Consider the following 14891-nt stretch of genomic DNA (forward strand, 5'->3'; position numbering starts at 1 on the left):
CGTTGGGAATGCGGGCTGCCCATTGGACACGGTTGCCCGCATCGCCGCTTGCCTTCCTCTGCCAAGCACTTGATCCAGCTTGCCACGGGTGGCGGCAAGCCACCAGCGGCGTGGGTCTCAGGCCCACCAATAGCGGACGAAATGGAAGAAGATCGGCGCCGCAAAGCACACCGAATCCATGCGATCGAGCATGCCGCCGTGGCCTTCGATCATGTGCCCCCAGTCCTTGACCCCGCGATCGCGCTTGATCGCCGACATTACCAGGCCGCCGAAGAAGCCCATGGTGTTCACCACCAGCGCCATCAGCGCTGCCTGCCAGGGCGTGAACGGGGTGATCCAGTACAGCGCGGCACCCACCAGGGTGGCGAGGAACACGCCGCCGAGCAGGCCTTCCAGGGTTTTCGACGGCGACAGCGACGGCGCCACCTTGCGCTTGCCGAACAGCTTGCCACAGACGTACTGCAGCACGTCGCTGATCTGCACCACGAGGATCAGCCAGGCGATCAGCAGCAGGTTGCGCCCTTCGAAACCGGGGATGTCCAGGGTCATCAAGGCCGGGACCGAGGACAGGCAGTACACCGCGATCATCAGCCCCCACTGTACCTTCGAGGCCCGTTCGAGGAAGCGCGTGGTGTCGCCGCCGAAGGTGGCGAAGATCGGCAGCAGGAGGAACAGGTACACCGGAATGAAGATGCTGAACAGCCCGTACCAGTCGAAGCCGATCAGCAGGTACTGCACCGGCAGCGCCACGTAGAAGGCCAGGACCAGCGCCGGGTAGTCGCTGCGCCGGGTCGGGGTGAGGGTGATGAACTCGCGCAGGGCGTAGAACGACACCAGGTAGAACAGCACGATCACCCCGGTCTTGCCGAAGATGAAGGCCAGGCCGATGACCAGGACCATCACCCACCAGGCGTCGATCCGTGCGTTGAGGTTGTCGATCACCGCATGTGGTTCGGGGCCGGCCCGCCATTTCAGGGCGCGGCCGATCAGGCTGGCAAGCAGGAGGAGGGCGCCGATTCCGGCGAACAGTGGCCAGGCAGACTCTTGCATCTCAGACCTCCTTCGGGGCCAGGGCCAGCAGGGCCTGGCTGGCACGGTCGATAAAGGCCTGCTTGCTTTCGTCGGCCTGCAGGTGCAGCGGCTCGCCGAAGCTCAGCGTGCACAGCAGCGGCAGCGGCAGGGCGCGACCCTTGGGCATGACCCGGTTGAGGTTGGCAATCCACACCGGCACCACCTCGATGCCCGGTTGCGCCGAGGCCAGGTGGAACAAGCCGCTCTTGAACGGCAGCAGCGGCTCGTCGCCGAGGTTGCGCGTGCCTTCGGGGAAGAAGATCAGCGAGTCGCCCTGGGCCAGCGCCTCTTTCACCGGTTGCAGCGGATCGGCCTGCGGCTCGCTGCGCTGGCGGTCGAGGAGCACGCCATTGAATACCTTGTTGATCAGGAAGCTGCGGATCCCCGGCTTGAGCCAGTAATCCGCCCCCGCGACCGGGCGGGTGCGGCGTCGCAGGTTTTCCGGCAGGGACGCCCAGATCAGCACGAAGTCACCGTGGTTGCTGTGGTTGGCGAAGTACAGGCGCTGGATCGGCAGCGGACTGCAGCCCAGCCACAGGGCGCGAGCCCCGGTGACCAGGCGGGCGAAGGAGGTGATGAGGAAGGCGGTGAATGTAGCGAGCATGGGTGCGTCCTTTATGCAGCCAGTGGAAGCCAGGGCAGGATCAGCAGCCCCGACAACGCCAATAACATTTGTACAACGAAACAGATGCCCTGCCAGCGCAGCAGGCGCAAGGCGCCGCGACAGCGGGCCAGCCAGTCGCGCTCATGCGCCCCGCGTTTCAGGCCCAGTTCATACAGGGCCTGGTCGAGGGCGCGGGTGCGGCTGCTGAGGCGCCCGGCATCGTTGGCCAGGGCCGCGATCAGTTCGGCATCCAGGGCCACGCGCAGGGCGTGGTACTTCTGCGCCAGGCCGAAGATCAGCAGCAGGGCGCAGAGCATAGCGGTCAGGCCTGGGTGGCGCACAGCGACCAACAATGGCGCCAGGCCAATGCCCAGGGCCAGCAGGCTGATGCGGTCGGACAGCCGCTCGATCTGCCGGCCGCGCTCCAGCAGGCGCGCGGTCAGGGCCAGTTGCGGTTCTTCGCTCATGGACGGGCTCCGGGGGGCAATTGTTCCAGCATGCGGCGGTGGGCCGGGTACAGCACCACGCCGGGGCGGGCCTTGCGGATCAGCGCTTCGGCGTCATCGACATCCTTGCAGCGCCCGCTCAGCACCAGCCAGGCCGCCACCGCGCTGGCGCTGCGGGAATAGCCGAGGGCGCAGCAGACCAGCAACGGACCGTGGCCGCGCAGAGCTTCGATCGTCGCGGCGGCCTCGCGGCAACGTTCGGCATCCAGGGCCACCAGGTCAAGGCAGGGCAGGCTGCAGTAGTGTTGGCCGGGGCCGGCCTTCATCGGCAATTCGGCGCAGAGGTCGAGCACCCCCGTGAAGGTCGTGGCCTCGCCCCGTGCCGGCAGGCGTCCGAGCCACACGCCGTCGCAGACTTCATCGGCCTGGGGGTGACGGCGGGTCCACACTCGCGAATTGATCCAGGCCGCTGCCAGATAGGGCGCCAGCAACCAGCGGACCGCACAGGACAGGCTGCCATCGGCACGCTTCTGGAAACCGGCAGCGCCGAACACGGCGTAGTTCAGCGCCACCATCAGCAGCGCCACGCCGGGCCACAGCAGCCACAGCCAGGCCCCCGCCAGGGTGAACGCCAGGGCCGCGAGCAGCCCGGCCCCCACGCCGTAGCGGGTCGCCAGGTCAAGGCGCCGCGCCGACGGTTGCCGGCCTGCCCCTCGTAGCGGCAAGGCACCTTCCCGGGGCCACAGCCACAGGCACAGGAAACCGGCCAGGGCACCGGTGGGCAGGTCGATGAAATGGTGCTGCCAGGTGGTCAGCACCGACACCCCGATCAGCGCCATCCAGCCATGCATCAGCCCGCGCAGCCAGGGGCCGCGGGTGTAGCGGGCGAACATGGCCCAGATGATCACCAGCAGGGCGATATGCAGGGACGGCGCCTGGTTGTAGGGCTTGTCGAAGCCCATCAGCACATCGAACAGCCAGCCGAACACACCGTCCAGTTCCGGCCGCTCGAAGGTGAAGCGCAGCGGCCAGAGCAGGAAGCAGGCCACGCAGATCAACTGGGCGCTGAGCAGGCGCAGGGCGTGCAGGTCCATTTCCCGGCGAGTGCGCGGGAGCAGGAAGGACAGGCCGTAGAGCAGGTCGATGGACCAGTACGGCACGATGCTCCATGACCACAGGGGAATCTTGCGTTCCCAGTCGAAGACCAGCGTGCCGACGTCATCGCGCCCGGCGGTGAAGCTGTTGCTCAGGCCATAGCTGAGGAAGAACAGCGGGCCGAGCAACAGTAGCCAGAGCACTCCACGCTTGATCAGCCCCGGTTCGCGCGGTACCTGCATCAGCGTACCCGCCGGGCCAGGCTGACGCTGAAGATGCCCCATTCATCGATCCGCTGTTCCAGCTTGCGGAAGCCGGCAGCCTCGACCAACTGGTCCATCTCCGCCTGGCTGCGCCGGCGCATCACCCACGGCTGGCCGTCGCGGTGACTGGTCAGGGCGCGGGCGATCATCTCCAGCTGCGGGTGCCAGGGCTGGCCGGTGTAGACCAGATAGCCGCCGTCTTCGACCGCATCGGCCAGGCCGCCGAGGGAGGCGCGGATCAGGTCGTTGTCGGGGAACAGCTCGTACAACCCGGACACCACCGCCACGCTCGGTCGCGGATCGAGGGCCGCCAGGGAGGCGCGGTCGAAGGCATCACCCCGCACGAAGCGGGCGATATCGCCCAGGCCTTTTTCCGCGATCAGCGCGCTGCCCTGGCTGACGTTCAGCTCGCTGTAGTCGCGCAGGAGGATCGAGTCGGGGCGCTGCTCCAGGCCTTCGAGGGCTTCGAGGATGTAGCGGCCGTGGCCGGCGGCGATGTCGACGATATGCACCGGGCGCCCCTGTTCGCGCAGGCGGGCGATGGCCAGGCGCAGCAGTTCCTCGGCATGCAGCTTGCGCTGGCGGATGCCGCGCCAGCCGATGGCATCGATGTAGTTGCGGTCCACCAACTCGCCCAGGCGGCCTTTGCCGGTGGGGGTGTTGCGGTAGACATAGTCGAGGGTGCTGCCGGAATCGAAGCCGGTGTCGAAACCGAGCTTGATCCCTTCGGACAGGCCCTTGCCCAGGCGCAGCGAGGCACGGGTGGCCTGCCAGTAGAGGTTGCGCGGCGAGTACTTCGGCAGCGGCGCGGCCAGGCTCTCGGCCTCGGCGCAACTGGCGCCCTGCTTGTCGGCGTCGAGCAGGGAGGGGCGGGTCGAGGGTTGTTCGAAGCAGTTGAGGACGAAGCGCCGGATCCGCGCCAGGGCATGGCCGCGATCGCGCTCGCCGAGGGTGTCGTGGAAGAAGCCGGGGAGGATGTGCTTTTCCTTGTGCAGGGTGCCGAGGCGGTCGAAGAAGTCTTCCTGCGGCTTGCGCCGGACCACCACGTCGGCCCCGGAGATCAGCAGTTGCGTGGGGATCTGGATCGCCTGGGCATCGGCCACCACGCGGTCGGCGGCGTCGTACAGGCCGAGCAGCATGTTCACCGAGATCGGCCGGGTGATCAGCGGGTCGCTGCGGTAGCTCATGACCCGCTCCGGATCATGGGTGAGCAGTTGCGGCTTGACGTAGCTGTTGACGAAGAAATTCCCGCGCCAGGCGCGCAGGGCCTTGAGGCCGGGACGGGCGAAGGGCACGTAGAGCTTGATGTCGAAGGCCGGCGAGGCCAGTACCAGGCAGCGCACCCTGGGCGCATAGTCATGGGCCCAGGTCGCCACCAGCACGGCGCCGACGCTCTGGGCGAGGACGGCGATCTGCGGTTGCGCGATGCCATGCTGTTCGCCGATGTGATCGATGAAGGTCTGCACGTCGCGCACGCTGTGGGCGAAGCCCGGGCTGTCGCCGCGGGTGCCGGGGGACTGGCCGTGACCACGGGCATCCCAGGCGAAGAAATCGTGATCGGGCAGGTCCAGTTCGTCGACCAGGTGGGCCATGCGCCCGCCGTGTTCGTGGCCGCGATGGAACATGACCACGGCTTTCCGGTCCTGGCCCGGCTCGCGTTGGGCCGGCCAGTGGCGGTAGAACAGCTCGACGCCGTCGTGGGTGGTGAAATGCGATGAGTGCGCCTGGCGCATGGGGCAGATCCTTATCCGGCAGGGAATTCAGCGGTTTCGGCCAGACCGTGGCGAACCCGGTTATAGAGGGTGAACAGGCTCAGCAACAGGACCACCAGCAGTACGCCGTTGACCCAGGCGGCCGGGAGGGCGAAGGCCACGCCCAGGCCCAGGGCACCGAAGACGAAGGCCCGGTCGCTCTTGCCCATGGGCCCGTCATAACGCCGCGAAGCGCCGGCCAGCGGTCCCATGACTCCGGCGTATTCGCTGACCAGCGCGGCCACCACCACCAGCACCACCAGCAGCGGCGATACGCCGGGCAGCAGGGCGAAGGGCAGGTACAGCGCGGTATCGGCGATCACGTCGCACAGTTCGTTGAGGTAGGCGCCCAGGCGCGATTGCTGGCCGAACTCCCGGGCGAGCATGCCGTCCACGGCGTTGAGGGCCATGCGCAGCAGCATCCACAGCGGCAACAGCGCGAACAGCCAGGCATGTTGGGCGCCCCAGGCCAGCAGCAGGCCAAGCAGCACGGAGGCGAGCGCGGCGGCGAGGGTCACCTGGTTGGCGGTGATGCCGCGTTGGTAAAGGCGGGTGACGCCGGGGCGCAGCAGCGCCTGGAAGCGGGGTTTGAGCTGGTAGATCGAGGGCACCGGGACGTCCTTGAGTGGTGTGCGGGAGAAAGCCATGGATAAAGCGTAAGCGCGAAACTGTGCTTTTCCAGCGAAGCGCCGTACAGGGCTTCAGTCGGGAAATGTTACCCAGCGCAAATTTTCGGTTAATATACGAATCGTCTGCGTTTCATATAGGAATTTTCCATGGGTATCGTAAAGATCTCGGAAAACATGCATGAGAGTCTTCGCATCGCCAGTAGTGCCCTGAGCCGTTCCATCAATGCCCAGGCCGAGCACTGGATGCGTATCGGCATGCTCGCCGAGCTGCACCCCGACCTGAACCACAACGAAATCTGCCGCCTGCTGATCCAGGCCGAACAGCAGGGCGGCCTCGACATCAAGCAGGTCTGCGCCCTCGACGGCACTTCGACTGCCCGCGCCATGGAGGCCCAGCATTGAGAAACATCACCCTGCATACCCCCGAGCAGATCGCCCAGTCGCGGGTTGCCGCCGAACTGACCGCCGATGTCCTGGCGATGATCGCGCCTTATGTCCAGCCGGGGGTCAGCACCGATGAACTGGACCGCATCTGCCACGACTACATCGTCAACGTGCAGAAGGCCATTCCGGCCAACGTCGGTTACCACGGCTTCCCCAAGACCATCTGCATCTCGGTCAACGAGGTGGTGTGCCACGGCATCCCCTCGGCGCGGGTGCTGAAGGATGGCGATATCGTCAATATCGACACCGCGGTGATCAAGGATGGCTGGTATGGCGATACCAGCCGCATGTACACCGTGGGCAAGGTCAGCGCCGAGGCGCAGCGCCTGATCGACGTGACCTTCGAGGCCATGTGGGCGGGCATTCGCGTGGTGCGGCCGGGGGCGACCCTGGGCGATATCGGGCATGCCATCCAGGCGGTGGGCGAGGGTGCCGGGTTCAGCGTGGTCCGTGAGTATTGCGGGCACGGGATTGGCCGGGTGTATCACGGCGAGCCGCAGATCCTGCACTTCGGCCAGCGCGGTTATGGCATGCGCCTGAAGGAAGGGATGATCTTCACCATCGAGCCGATGCTCAACTACGGCAAGCGCCAGACCCAGACCCTGGCGGACCAGTGGACGGTGGTCACCAAGGACAATTCATTGTCGGCGCAGTGGGAGCATATGGTGGTGGTGACCAGCGATGGGTTCGAGGTTCTCACCACTTGGCCTGAGGACCGCTAGTTTGCGTACCACCCTGTAGGAGCGTGGCTTGCCCGCGAAGGACCGCGTAGCGGTCCCAAAATGGTGAAGTCAGTGAGCATTTGGGACCGCTGCACGGTCCTTCGCGGGCAAGCCACGCTCCTACGACAGCACCGCAACTCCTCAGGCAACACTCCCAATGAAATTCGCCAGCTCCGGCGTCTGCGGGGCATCGAACAGCACCTTCGGATCGCCCATCTCATGCACCTTGCCCTGGTGCATGAACACCAGCTTGTCGCCCACCTCCCGGGCAAAGCGCATTTCATGGGTGACCATCACCAGGGTCATGCCTTCCCGGGCCAATTCCCGCACCACCGCCAGCACTTCATTGACCAGTTCCGGGTCCAGCGCCGAGGTGATCTCGTCGCACAGCAGCACCTTCGGCGACATCGCCAGGGCCCGGGCGATGGCCACGCGCTGTTGCTGACCGCCGGAAAGCTGGTCGGGGAAGGCGTCGAAACGATTGCCCAGGCCCACCCGCTCCAGCATGCGCTGCGCCAAGTCGCGGGCCTCGGCCTTGGGCGTTTTCTTCACCAGTTGCGGGGCGAGCATGACGTTCTCGCCGATGCTCAGGTGCGGGAACAGGTTGAACTGCTGGAAGATCATCCCGACCTTCTGCCGCAACGAACGCAGGTCGGCGCGGGCGGCGTCGAGGTATTCGCCGTCCACTTCGATCACCCCGTCATTGATCGACTCCAGGCCGTTCAGGGTGCGTAGCAGGGTGCTTTTGCCCGAGCCACTGCGGCCGATGATCGCCACCACCTCGCCCTGTTCGATGCTCAGGTCGACGCCCTTGAGGACGTGGTTGTCCCCGTAGTACTTGTGCAACGCGGACACTCTAACCAGCGGCATGCAGCCTCCTCTCCAGGTAACGCGCACCCAGGGACAATGGAAAACACAGGATGAAATAGCCCAGGGCAACCAGGCCGTAGATCAGGAAGGGTTCGAAGGTGGCATTGGCCAGCATGCCGCCGGTCTTGGTCAGCTCGGTGAAGCCGATGATCGAGGTCACCGCCGTGCCCTTGACCACCTGCACCGAGAAGCCCACGGTCGGCGCAATGGCAATGCGCAAGGCTTGCGGCAGGATCACATGGCGCAGCTGTTCATAGCGGTTCAGCGCCAGGCTCGACCCGGCTTCCCACTGCCCGCGCGGAATCGATTCGACGCAGCCGCGCCAGATCTCGGCGAGAAAGGCGCTGGTGAACAGGGTCAGGGCGATCGCCGCGGCCATCCAGGCCGAGACGTCGATGCCGAACAGGGCGATGCCGAAGAACACCATGAACAGCTGCATCAGCAGCGGCGTGCCCTGGAACAGCTCGATATAGCAACGCGCAAGCACGCGCAGGCTGGCGTTTTCCGAGGTCCGTGCCAGCAGCATCAGCAAGCCGCCGAGGCCGCCGCAGACGAAGGCCACCAGCGACAGCAGCAGGGTCCACTGCAGGCCGACCAGCAGGTTGCGGACGATGTCCCACAAGGTGAAATCCATCAGCCCCTCCTCGTAATCAGGCGCCGGCCCAGCAGGTTCAGGAACTGGCGCACGGCAATGGCCATCAGCAGATACACCAGGGTGGTCAGGAGATAGGTTTCGAAGGCGCGGAAGTTGCGCGACTGGATGAAGTTGGCGGCGAACGACAGCTCTTCGGTGGCGATCTGCGAACACACCGCCGAGCCCAGCATGACGATCACGATCTGGCTCGACAGCGCCGGCCAGACCCGCGCCAGGGCCGGGCGCAGGATCACGTGGCGGAAGGTCTCGGCGCGGCTCAGGGCCAGGGCCGAGGCGGCTTCCAGTTGCCCGCGGGGGATCGCCTGAATGCCGGCGCGGATGATCTCGGTGGAGTAGGCGCCGAGGTTGATCACCATGGCCAGCACCGCCGCCTGCCATTCCGTCATGCGCAGGCCCAGGGCCGGCAGGCCGAAAAAGATGAAGAACAGCTGGACGATGAACGGCGTGTTGCGGATCAGCTCCACGTACACCCCGAACAGCCAGTTGAACGGCCGCAACTGCCAGGCGCGGACCACCGCGCCAAGAATGCCCACGGCCACCCCGACCACGGTGCCGATCAGGGTCAGCTCCAGGGTGAACAGCGCGCCCTTGAGCAGCAGGTCACCCTGGGCCAGCACCGCAGCGAAATCGAATTGATAGGCCATGCGTACAGGCTCACTGGAAGTCGGCAGGCAGCGGCTGCTTCAGCCATTTCTCGGCATTGGCGTTGAGGCTGCCGTTGCTGCGGGCTTCGGCGAGGATGGCGTTGACCTTGTCGCGCAGCGCCGGCTGCTCCTTGCTCATGCCGACGTAGACCGGCGAGTCTTTGAGCTTGACCTTGAGCACCGGGACCTTTTTCGGATTTTTCTCGGCGATCGCCGACATCACCACGCTGCCGCTGGCGATCAGGTCGACCTGGCCGGAGAGGTAGGCGGCGATGGTCGAGTTGTTGTCCTCGAAGCGCTTGATGGTGGCGCCTTGCGGGGCCACGGCGCTGAGTTCCATGTCCTCGATGGCGCCGCGGGTCACGCTGATGGTCTTGCCGGCCAGGGCCTGGACGTTGTCGACGCTGCTGCCTTCGGGGCCGAACACACCGAGGTAGAAGGGCGCGTAGGGCAGGGAGAAGTCCACCACTTTCTCGCGCTCGGGGTTCTTGCCGAGGCTGGAGATCACCAGGTCGACCTTGCCGGTGGTGAGGAAGGGAATGCGGTTGGTGCTGTTGACCGGGGTCAGGGCCAGTTTCACCCCGAGCTTGTCGGCCAGCAGTTGCGCGGTGTCGATATCCAGGCCGCGGGGCTTGAGGTCCGGGCCGACCGAGCCGAAGGGCGGGAAGTCCTGGGGCACGGCGACCTTGAGCACGCCGCGCTGGGTGATATCGCCGAGCACATCGGCCTGGGCGCTGAGGGCGCTGCCGCAGAGGAGGGTGGCCAGCAGGAGTTTGCGGAACGAAATCATGGTCGGTGCCTCGCAGCGGAAAGGTGTGTTTCCGGCTATTGCAGCCGCCGTGCCAGCTCGCGAAAAAACCATGGAAATGCGCTGGAAGCCGGTGCTTGCGCGGTATTACTGGTCTGAACAGTTGTGCGGCGAGTCAACGGCGGAGAAAGCGCAGATGCCCCGAGAAAAGGCAGGCGCCACGGGCCTGCGCCAGGATGGGGCCAAACTTGCGTGATGGGTGAGAAAGGACGTAAAACAGCGCATCTTCCGTTCCGACTGGTCTGAACACATGTTCGAAACTCCCACCCGCAGCGCCGTCCCGGAGCAGGCTCTACAGGCCATCCAGCAACTGATCCGCGACGGCGGCTACCAGGCCGGTGATGCCTTGCCTTCGCAGCGTGATCTGGCGGAGCGCCTTGGGGTCAGCCGGGCGTCCCTGCGCGAGGCATTGTCGTCCCTCAGTGCGTTGGGCGTGGTCAGCGTGCACCCGGGCAAGGGCGTGTTCGTGCAGGCGGCGAAGCCTGCGCCGAGCGCTGAGTCACCCTGGTTCGCCTGGCCTTTCGCCGCGCAGATCGGTGCGGCGGACACCTTCCAGTTGCGCTATGTGCTGGAAGGCTTCGCTGCCGGCCAGGCCGCCAATGCCCTGACCGCCGACGACCTGGATGCCCTGGAGCTGAATGTCGAGGCCATGCGCGTGGAGCTACGGGCGGGTAACTTCGAGGCGGCGGCGCAGCTGGATTTCGCCTTCCACCGGCGCCTGCTGGAAGCCGGTGGCAACCTGGCGATGCTGCATATCGTCACCAGCAGCGAGGCGATCTTCGTCGAAAGCCAGAAGCTGCCGTTCATTCGTCCGGAGCGGGCCATGGAGACCTGGCAGGAGCACTGCAAGATCCTCCGTGCCCTGGCCCGGCACGCGCCCGCTGCAGCGCAGAAGGCCATGCAGGAACATATCCGCAATGCCGCGGCCCGTTGCGGGATCGTATTTGCCGCTTAAGTCTCCAGCGCCAGGTTCACGCAAGCCCGCGCCAGCACCAGCGTCGGATCCACCAGCGCCACCCGATGCTCCCCCAGCGCAAATCCCTCGCAATGACCGAGCACCAGCGGCAGCTCGGTACAGCCGAGGATCAGCACCTCGGCCCCCAGGTCGCAGAGGTGTTCCGCCGCCACCAGCAACTGCTCGCGGCAGATCCCTTCGGTAAACCCCGCCTTGATCCCCCGTTCCCCGTAGATCGCCTCCATCACCATGGCCTGGTAATCATGCCCCGGTGCGAGCAGTTGCAGCCCGGCCTGGGCGGCGGCCTGGTGATAGACCTGGCTTTGCACCGTGCCGGAGGTGGCCAGCAAGCCGATCACCTTGTCCGTACCATGGGTGCGACGGATATGCTCGACCGTCTCGCCGAGCATATTGACGATCGGCACCCGCAGGTGTGCCTGGATCCGCTCGACGAAGGCATGGGCGGTGTTGCACGGAATGGCGATGGCATTGGCCCCGGCGCTTTCCAGGCGCTTGCAGGTGGCGTAGAGGGCCAGGGTCGGATCGGTCTCGGCGTGCAGCAGGTTGGCAGTGCGGTCGGGGATCTGCGGGTTCTGCTCAACCACCATCTTCAGGTGGTCCTGGTCCTTGCCCGCCGGGGTGCTGGCCACCACCTTGCCCATGAAATCCACGGTCGCCGCCGGCCCCACGCCACCGACGATGCCCAGTTTGAAGGGTGGCCGGCGCTCTTCGCCGGGCTCGCGGATGGCGAAGCCGGCGTAGATCTCGTTGATGTCCAGGGTGGCGATGCCGCGCCGTTGCAGGTCGGCGCAGACCAGCGACAGTTCGGTCATGCCCGGCACCATCACCTGCGCGCCGCTGGCCTGCAGGGACAGGCAGACCTGGTACAGCGTTTCCAGCGGCAGGCCGTCGAGATGACCATCCTTGACCCCGCCAGTGCCGTACATGGCCTGCATCAGCGCCTCCTGCTCCGCGGTGGAGGGATAGACCAGCGGATAACGCCCGCCTAGGTAACGCTCAAGCAACCCGGAATGGCGCACGAAGTCCGAGGCGATCACTCCGAGCGGGGTCCCCGGCACAACGCTGCGTTGCAGGTGTTCGGCCAGGGCATCGAGCATGTCCAGCACCGGGATGCCCAGTTCCTCCTGAATCTCGGCGCGGAAGCTGTGGCTGGCGAAACACGGCAGCAGCACCGCATCCACCCCGCTGGCCTCGAACGAGCGACACACCTGGAACACATAGAACTTGCGCGCATTCATGTTCGCCCCGCGATCCAGCGGCAGCTTCAGGTCGCGAAACGGATGCTGTTCGAACAGGAAGTGATAGCGGTCCTGGTCCTCCAGCACCGCGCGGGAGCGCACCAGCTTGTAGAACAGGTCGCCACCGGCCAGGGAGCCGAGGCCGCCGACGATGCCGAGCTTGCGTGGGGTCTTGGTCATGACGGGATTCTCAGGCAACGGAGGCGGCGGACGGACGGGCGGCTTCGGGTTGATCTTCTTCTTCGGTCCGCCCGGCCTCGGCCTTGGCCACCACCGCCGTGGCGATGCTGTTGCCCACCACATTGGTCGCGGTGCGGGCCATATCGAGGAACTGGTCGATACCGAGGATCAGCAGCAGCCCGGCTTCCGGCAGGTTGAACATCGGCAGGGTCGCCGCGACCACCACCACCGACGCCCGCGCCACCCCGGCCATGCCCTTGCTGGTGATCATCAGGGTCAGCAGGATCAGCAGTTGCTGGGTAAAACTCAGGTCGATGTTGTAGGCCTGGGCGATGAACATGATGGCGAAGGCCTGGTACATCATCGAACCGTCGAGGTTGAACGAGTAGCCCAGGGGCAGGACAAAGCTCGACACCCGTTTCGGCGCACCGAATTTCTCCAGGGCTTCCATGGTCTTCGGGTAGGCCGACTCGCTGCTGGCAGTGGAGAAGGCCAGAAGCACCGGCTCGCGGATCAGCTTGCCGAGGTGGAACACGCTGCGGCCGAGGAACAGGTAGCCGGCGCCGAACAGCACCACCCAGAGCAGGCCGATACCCAGGTAGAACTGGGCGATCAGCTTGCCGAAGTCCAGCAGCAGGCCCAGGCCCTGCACGGTGATGGCCGAGGCCATGGCGGCGAACACGCCGACCGGGGCGAAGGCCATCACGTAGTCGGTGATGCGGAACATGACCTTGGCCAGCTCGTCCACGGCGTTGACGATGCCGTTGTAGCCGGCACGCTTGACTGCGGCCAGGGCAAAGCCGAAGAACAGCGAGAAGACCACGATCTGCAGGATTTCGTTATTGGCCATGGCCTCGGCGAAGCTGCGCGGGAACACATGGCTGATGAACACCTTGAGGCTGAAGTCGCCGGTATTCACCGCCAGCGGTGCAGTGGCGTGCTGGCTGATATCCATGTTCAACCCGGCGCCGGGCTGGAACAGGTTGACCAGGCCCATGCCGATCGCCAGGGACACCGCCGAGGCCGTAACGAACCAGAGCATGGCACGCAGGCCGATGCGCCCCACCGAGCGCGAATTGCCCAGGCTGGCGATCCCGCCGACCAGGGTGGCGAAGACCAGCGGCGCGATGATCATCTTGATCAGGCGCAGGAAGATGTCGGTGACCATGGAGAAATAGGCGGCGATGTCCTTCGCCTGCTGTTCGCTTCCCGCGAAGTGATGGCAGGCCCAGCCGATCAGCACGCCGAGCACGATGCCGTAGCCGATGCGGCGCGGAAGTCGATTGTTGTTCATGCAAGCCTCTTCGATGTTGTTGTTCTGTCGGTCGAGGGCGGTGGGGTACCGGCCCATGGCGGCGATTGTAGGAACGCCGCCCCAGGGGCTTGATGAGTAATCCCGATGGGCTCATGCGCTTTTGGAATAGTTTGGCGAAACGCCTGACGGGACAAGGCGGGGCAGCAGTACACTGGCGTCTCGCAGCGAGGTGGCGGCATGCAAATCAAATGGCTGGACGATCTGTTGGCGATCGCCGAATGGAAGAATTTTTCCCGGGCGGCGGAAGTGCGCTGCGTGACCCAGTCGGCGCTGTCGCGGCGGATCCGTTCGCTGGAGGAGTGGGTCGGAGTGGAACTGGTGGACCGGGGAACCTATCCGGTGCAACTGACCCCGGCAGGACGGATCTTCTGCGAGGAAGGCCGTGAGGCACTGGCCGGCCTGTTGCGCTTGCGTTCGGCGTTGCGTGAGGTGGAGCGGATGCCCGGGCGTTCGATCCGCATCACGGCCGGGCACAGCCTGTCGATGACCTTCCTGCCGCGCTGGCTCGACCAGTTCCAGCAGCGCAACGGTCGTTTCAATGCGCGGGTGGTGGCGGCGAATATCCATGACGCAGTGATCGCCCTGGAGGAGGGTGGCTGCGACCTGATGATCGTCTATCACCACGCGCTGGCGCCGATCCTCATGGATGCCAGCCGTTTCGGCAGCCTGACCCTCGGGCACGATCCGTTCCTGCCGGTGTGCGCCCCGGATGCCCAGGGCAAGCCGCGCTACCGCTTGCCGGGCAGCTCGGCGCGGCCGGTGCCGCACCTGGCCTACACCGCCACGACCTTTCTTGGGCGGGTGGCGGATATCGTGATCAAGAACGGGCCTTCGGCCTGTGCCCTGGAGCGCTGTTACGAGGCGGACATGGCCATGCTGCTGATGCGCATGGCCATCGACGGGCATGGGGTGGCGTGGCTGCCGCAGAGTGCGGTGGCCGAGGAGCTGGAGCAGGGCCGGCTGGTGCGGGCTGGCGGGGAGGAGTGGAGTACCCGGCTGGAGATTCGGTCGTACCGGGCCAGTGCCAACCAGAACCCGACGTTGCGCAGTTTGTGGACGTCGCTGGAGGAGGGTGTTTCGCGGGACTGAGCGTCCCACGGACCCTGTGGGAGCTGGCTTGCCAGCGATTTGGCCCCATCTGACAGCATCATTGCTCAGGCCGGCCTCATCGCTGGCAAGC

The 14891-nt window shown here is 65.8% G+C and carries 17 protein-coding genes; 5 read left to right on the top strand and 12 right to left on the bottom strand.

Annotated elements, in window-relative coordinates; translation table 11 throughout:
• Positions 1 to 117: 117 nt before the first annotated feature.
• The 6 genes from AC2CQI_RS03295 to AC2CQI_RS03320 are packed head-to-tail and all read right to left on the bottom strand — an operon-like array spanning position 118 to position 5841.
• Entirely contained in the window at positions 118 to 1050 is a 933-nt protein-coding gene (locus AC2CQI_RS03295) for a phosphatidate cytidylyltransferase (RefSeq protein WP_075801927.1), read from the bottom strand.
• A 1-nt stretch (position 1051) separates the two neighbouring features.
• On the bottom strand, positions 1052 to 1675 hold the full coding sequence (locus AC2CQI_RS03300) for a lysophospholipid acyltransferase family protein (RefSeq protein ID WP_484579162.1): 624 nt from the start codon (positions 1673 to 1675) through the stop codon (positions 1052 to 1054).
• Positions 1676 to 1686: 11 nt separating this feature from the next.
• Positions 1687 to 2142: a hypothetical protein gene (locus tag AC2CQI_RS03305; protein WP_484579163.1), complete on the bottom strand. Its 456-nt coding sequence runs from the start codon at positions 2140 to 2142 to the stop codon at positions 1687 to 1689.
• The gene (locus AC2CQI_RS03310; protein WP_484579164.1) at positions 2139 to 3458 is read right to left on the bottom strand and encodes a phosphatase PAP2/dual specificity phosphatase family protein; all 1320 of its coding nucleotides are present in this window, start codon (positions 3456 to 3458) and stop codon (positions 2139 to 2141) included. The genes AC2CQI_RS03305 and AC2CQI_RS03310 overlap by 4 nt, the downstream gene beginning before the upstream one ends.
• Positions 3458 to 5212, bottom strand: a complete 1755-nt coding sequence (locus AC2CQI_RS03315; protein WP_484579165.1) for a bifunctional alpha/beta hydrolase/class I SAM-dependent methyltransferase — start codon at positions 5210 to 5212, stop codon at positions 3458 to 3460. The genes AC2CQI_RS03310 and AC2CQI_RS03315 overlap by 1 nt, the downstream gene beginning before the upstream one ends.
• 11 nt (positions 5213 to 5223) lie before the next feature.
• On the bottom strand, positions 5224 to 5841 hold the full coding sequence (locus AC2CQI_RS03320; RefSeq protein WP_075801923.1) for a CDP-alcohol phosphatidyltransferase family protein: 618 nt from the start codon (positions 5839 to 5841) through the stop codon (positions 5224 to 5226).
• Positions 5842 to 6006: 165 nt separating this feature from the next.
• On the opposite strand from AC2CQI_RS03320, the gene AC2CQI_RS03325 reads away from it, so the two are divergent.
• Together AC2CQI_RS03325 and map are read left to right on the top strand one after the other, a co-directional pair.
• The gene (locus AC2CQI_RS03325; protein ID WP_075801922.1) at positions 6007 to 6261 is read left to right on the top strand and encodes a ParD-like family protein; all 255 of its coding nucleotides are present in this window, start codon (positions 6007 to 6009) and stop codon (positions 6259 to 6261) included.
• Positions 6258 to 7025 carry a type I methionyl aminopeptidase gene (map, locus tag AC2CQI_RS03330; protein ID WP_484579166.1) on the top strand — a complete coding sequence of 256 codons (768 nt, stop codon included), beginning with the start codon at positions 6258 to 6260 and terminating at the stop codon, positions 7023 to 7025. Before AC2CQI_RS03325 ends, map begins: the two co-directional genes overlap by 4 nt.
• Positions 7026 to 7166: 141 nt before the next feature.
• On the opposite strand, the gene AC2CQI_RS03335 is transcribed toward map, so the two are convergent.
• From AC2CQI_RS03335 to AC2CQI_RS03350, 4 genes are read right to left on the bottom strand one after another with little or no spacing between them, the layout of a single operon-like run.
• Entirely contained in the window at positions 7167 to 7895 is a 729-nt protein-coding gene (locus AC2CQI_RS03335; RefSeq protein ID WP_075801920.1) for an amino acid ABC transporter ATP-binding protein, read from the bottom strand.
• Positions 7882 to 8532: an amino acid ABC transporter permease gene (locus tag AC2CQI_RS03340; RefSeq protein WP_081430198.1), complete on the bottom strand. Its 651-nt coding sequence runs from the start codon at positions 8530 to 8532 to the stop codon at positions 7882 to 7884. The genes AC2CQI_RS03335 and AC2CQI_RS03340 overlap by 14 nt, the downstream gene beginning before the upstream one ends.
• The gene (locus AC2CQI_RS03345; RefSeq protein ID WP_484579167.1) at positions 8529 to 9194 is read right to left on the bottom strand and encodes an amino acid ABC transporter permease; all 666 of its coding nucleotides are present in this window, start codon (positions 9192 to 9194) and stop codon (positions 8529 to 8531) included. Before AC2CQI_RS03345 ends, AC2CQI_RS03340 begins: the two co-directional genes overlap by 4 nt.
• Positions 9195 to 9204: 10 nt before the next feature.
• The gene (locus AC2CQI_RS03350; RefSeq protein ID WP_075801917.1) at positions 9205 to 9984 is read right to left on the bottom strand and encodes a transporter substrate-binding domain-containing protein; all 780 of its coding nucleotides are present in this window, start codon (positions 9982 to 9984) and stop codon (positions 9205 to 9207) included.
• On the opposite strand from AC2CQI_RS03350, the gene AC2CQI_RS03355 reads away from it, so the two are divergent.
• A complete protein-coding gene (locus tag AC2CQI_RS03355) occupies positions 9983 to 10198 on the top strand; it encodes a hypothetical protein (protein WP_484579168.1) in 216 nt (71 codons plus the stop codon). The genes AC2CQI_RS03350 and AC2CQI_RS03355 overlap by 2 nt on opposite strands.
• 54 nt (positions 10199 to 10252) lie before the next feature.
• On the top strand, positions 10253 to 10957 hold the full coding sequence (locus tag AC2CQI_RS03360; protein ID WP_484579169.1) for a FadR/GntR family transcriptional regulator: 705 nt from the start codon (positions 10253 to 10255) through the stop codon (positions 10955 to 10957).
• Here the strand turns inward: AC2CQI_RS03360 and cuyB are convergent.
• Entirely contained in the window at positions 10954 to 12396 is a 1443-nt protein-coding gene (gene cuyB, locus AC2CQI_RS03365; RefSeq protein WP_075801914.1) for a cysteate racemase, read from the bottom strand. The two genes, AC2CQI_RS03360 and cuyB, sit on opposite strands and share 4 nt — an antisense overlap.
• 10 nt (positions 12397 to 12406) lie before the next feature.
• Positions 12407 to 13690 carry a dicarboxylate/amino acid:cation symporter gene (locus AC2CQI_RS03370; protein WP_075801958.1) on the bottom strand — a complete coding sequence of 428 codons (1284 nt, stop codon included), beginning with the start codon at positions 13688 to 13690 and terminating at the stop codon, positions 12407 to 12409.
• A 198-nt stretch (positions 13691 to 13888) separates the two neighbouring features.
• Between AC2CQI_RS03370 and AC2CQI_RS03375 the strand changes: the two genes are divergently transcribed.
• Positions 13889 to 14800, top strand: coding sequence for a LysR substrate-binding domain-containing protein (locus AC2CQI_RS03375; protein ID WP_075801913.1), 912 nt, complete (start codon positions 13889 to 13891; stop codon positions 14798 to 14800).
• The last annotated feature ends 91 nt before the right edge of the window (positions 14801 to 14891 follow it).

The organism is Pseudomonas sp. P2S-1 (genome assembly GCF_057197725.1).

Excerpts from the sequence above, each read along its gene's own strand:
- AC2CQI_RS03295 (WP_075801927.1), bottom strand. The coding sequence starts at position 1,050 with ATGCAAGAGTCTGCCTGGCCACTGTTCGCCGGAATCGGCGCCCTCCTC.
- AC2CQI_RS03300 (WP_484579162.1), bottom strand. The coding sequence starts at position 1,675 with ATGCTCGCTACATTCACCGCCTTCCTCATCACCTCCTTCGCCCGCCTG.
- AC2CQI_RS03305 (WP_484579163.1), bottom strand. The coding sequence starts at position 2,142 with ATGAGCGAAGAACCGCAACTGGCCCTGACCGCGCGCCTGCTGGAGCGC.
- AC2CQI_RS03310 (WP_484579164.1), bottom strand. The coding sequence starts at position 3,458 with ATGCAGGTACCGCGCGAACCGGGGCTGATCAAGCGTGGAGTGCTCTGG.
- AC2CQI_RS03315 (WP_484579165.1), bottom strand. The coding sequence starts at position 5,212 with ATGCGCCAGGCGCACTCATCGCATTTCACCACCCACGACGGCGTCGAG.
- AC2CQI_RS03325 (WP_075801922.1), top strand. The coding sequence starts at position 6,007 with ATGGGTATCGTAAAGATCTCGGAAAACATGCATGAGAGTCTTCGCATC.
- AC2CQI_RS03335 (WP_075801920.1), bottom strand. The coding sequence starts at position 7,895 with ATGCCGCTGGTTAGAGTGTCCGCGTTGCACAAGTACTACGGGGACAAC.
- AC2CQI_RS03345 (WP_484579167.1), bottom strand. The coding sequence starts at position 9,194 with ATGGCCTATCAATTCGATTTCGCTGCGGTGCTGGCCCAGGGTGACCTG.
- AC2CQI_RS03355 (WP_484579168.1), top strand. The coding sequence starts at position 9,983 with ATGGTCGGTGCCTCGCAGCGGAAAGGTGTGTTTCCGGCTATTGCAGCC.
- AC2CQI_RS03350 (WP_075801917.1), bottom strand. The coding sequence starts at position 9,984 with ATGATTTCGTTCCGCAAACTCCTGCTGGCCACCCTCCTCTGCGGCAGC.
- AC2CQI_RS03360 (WP_484579169.1), top strand. The coding sequence starts at position 10,253 with ATGTTCGAAACTCCCACCCGCAGCGCCGTCCCGGAGCAGGCTCTACAG.
- cuyB (WP_075801914.1), bottom strand. The coding sequence starts at position 12,396 with ATGACCAAGACCCCACGCAAGCTCGGCATCGTCGGCGGCCTCGGCTCC.
- AC2CQI_RS03370 (WP_075801958.1), bottom strand. The coding sequence starts at position 13,690 with ATGAACAACAATCGACTTCCGCGCCGCATCGGCTACGGCATCGTGCTC.
- AC2CQI_RS03375 (WP_075801913.1), top strand. The coding sequence starts at position 13,889 with ATGCAAATCAAATGGCTGGACGATCTGTTGGCGATCGCCGAATGGAAG.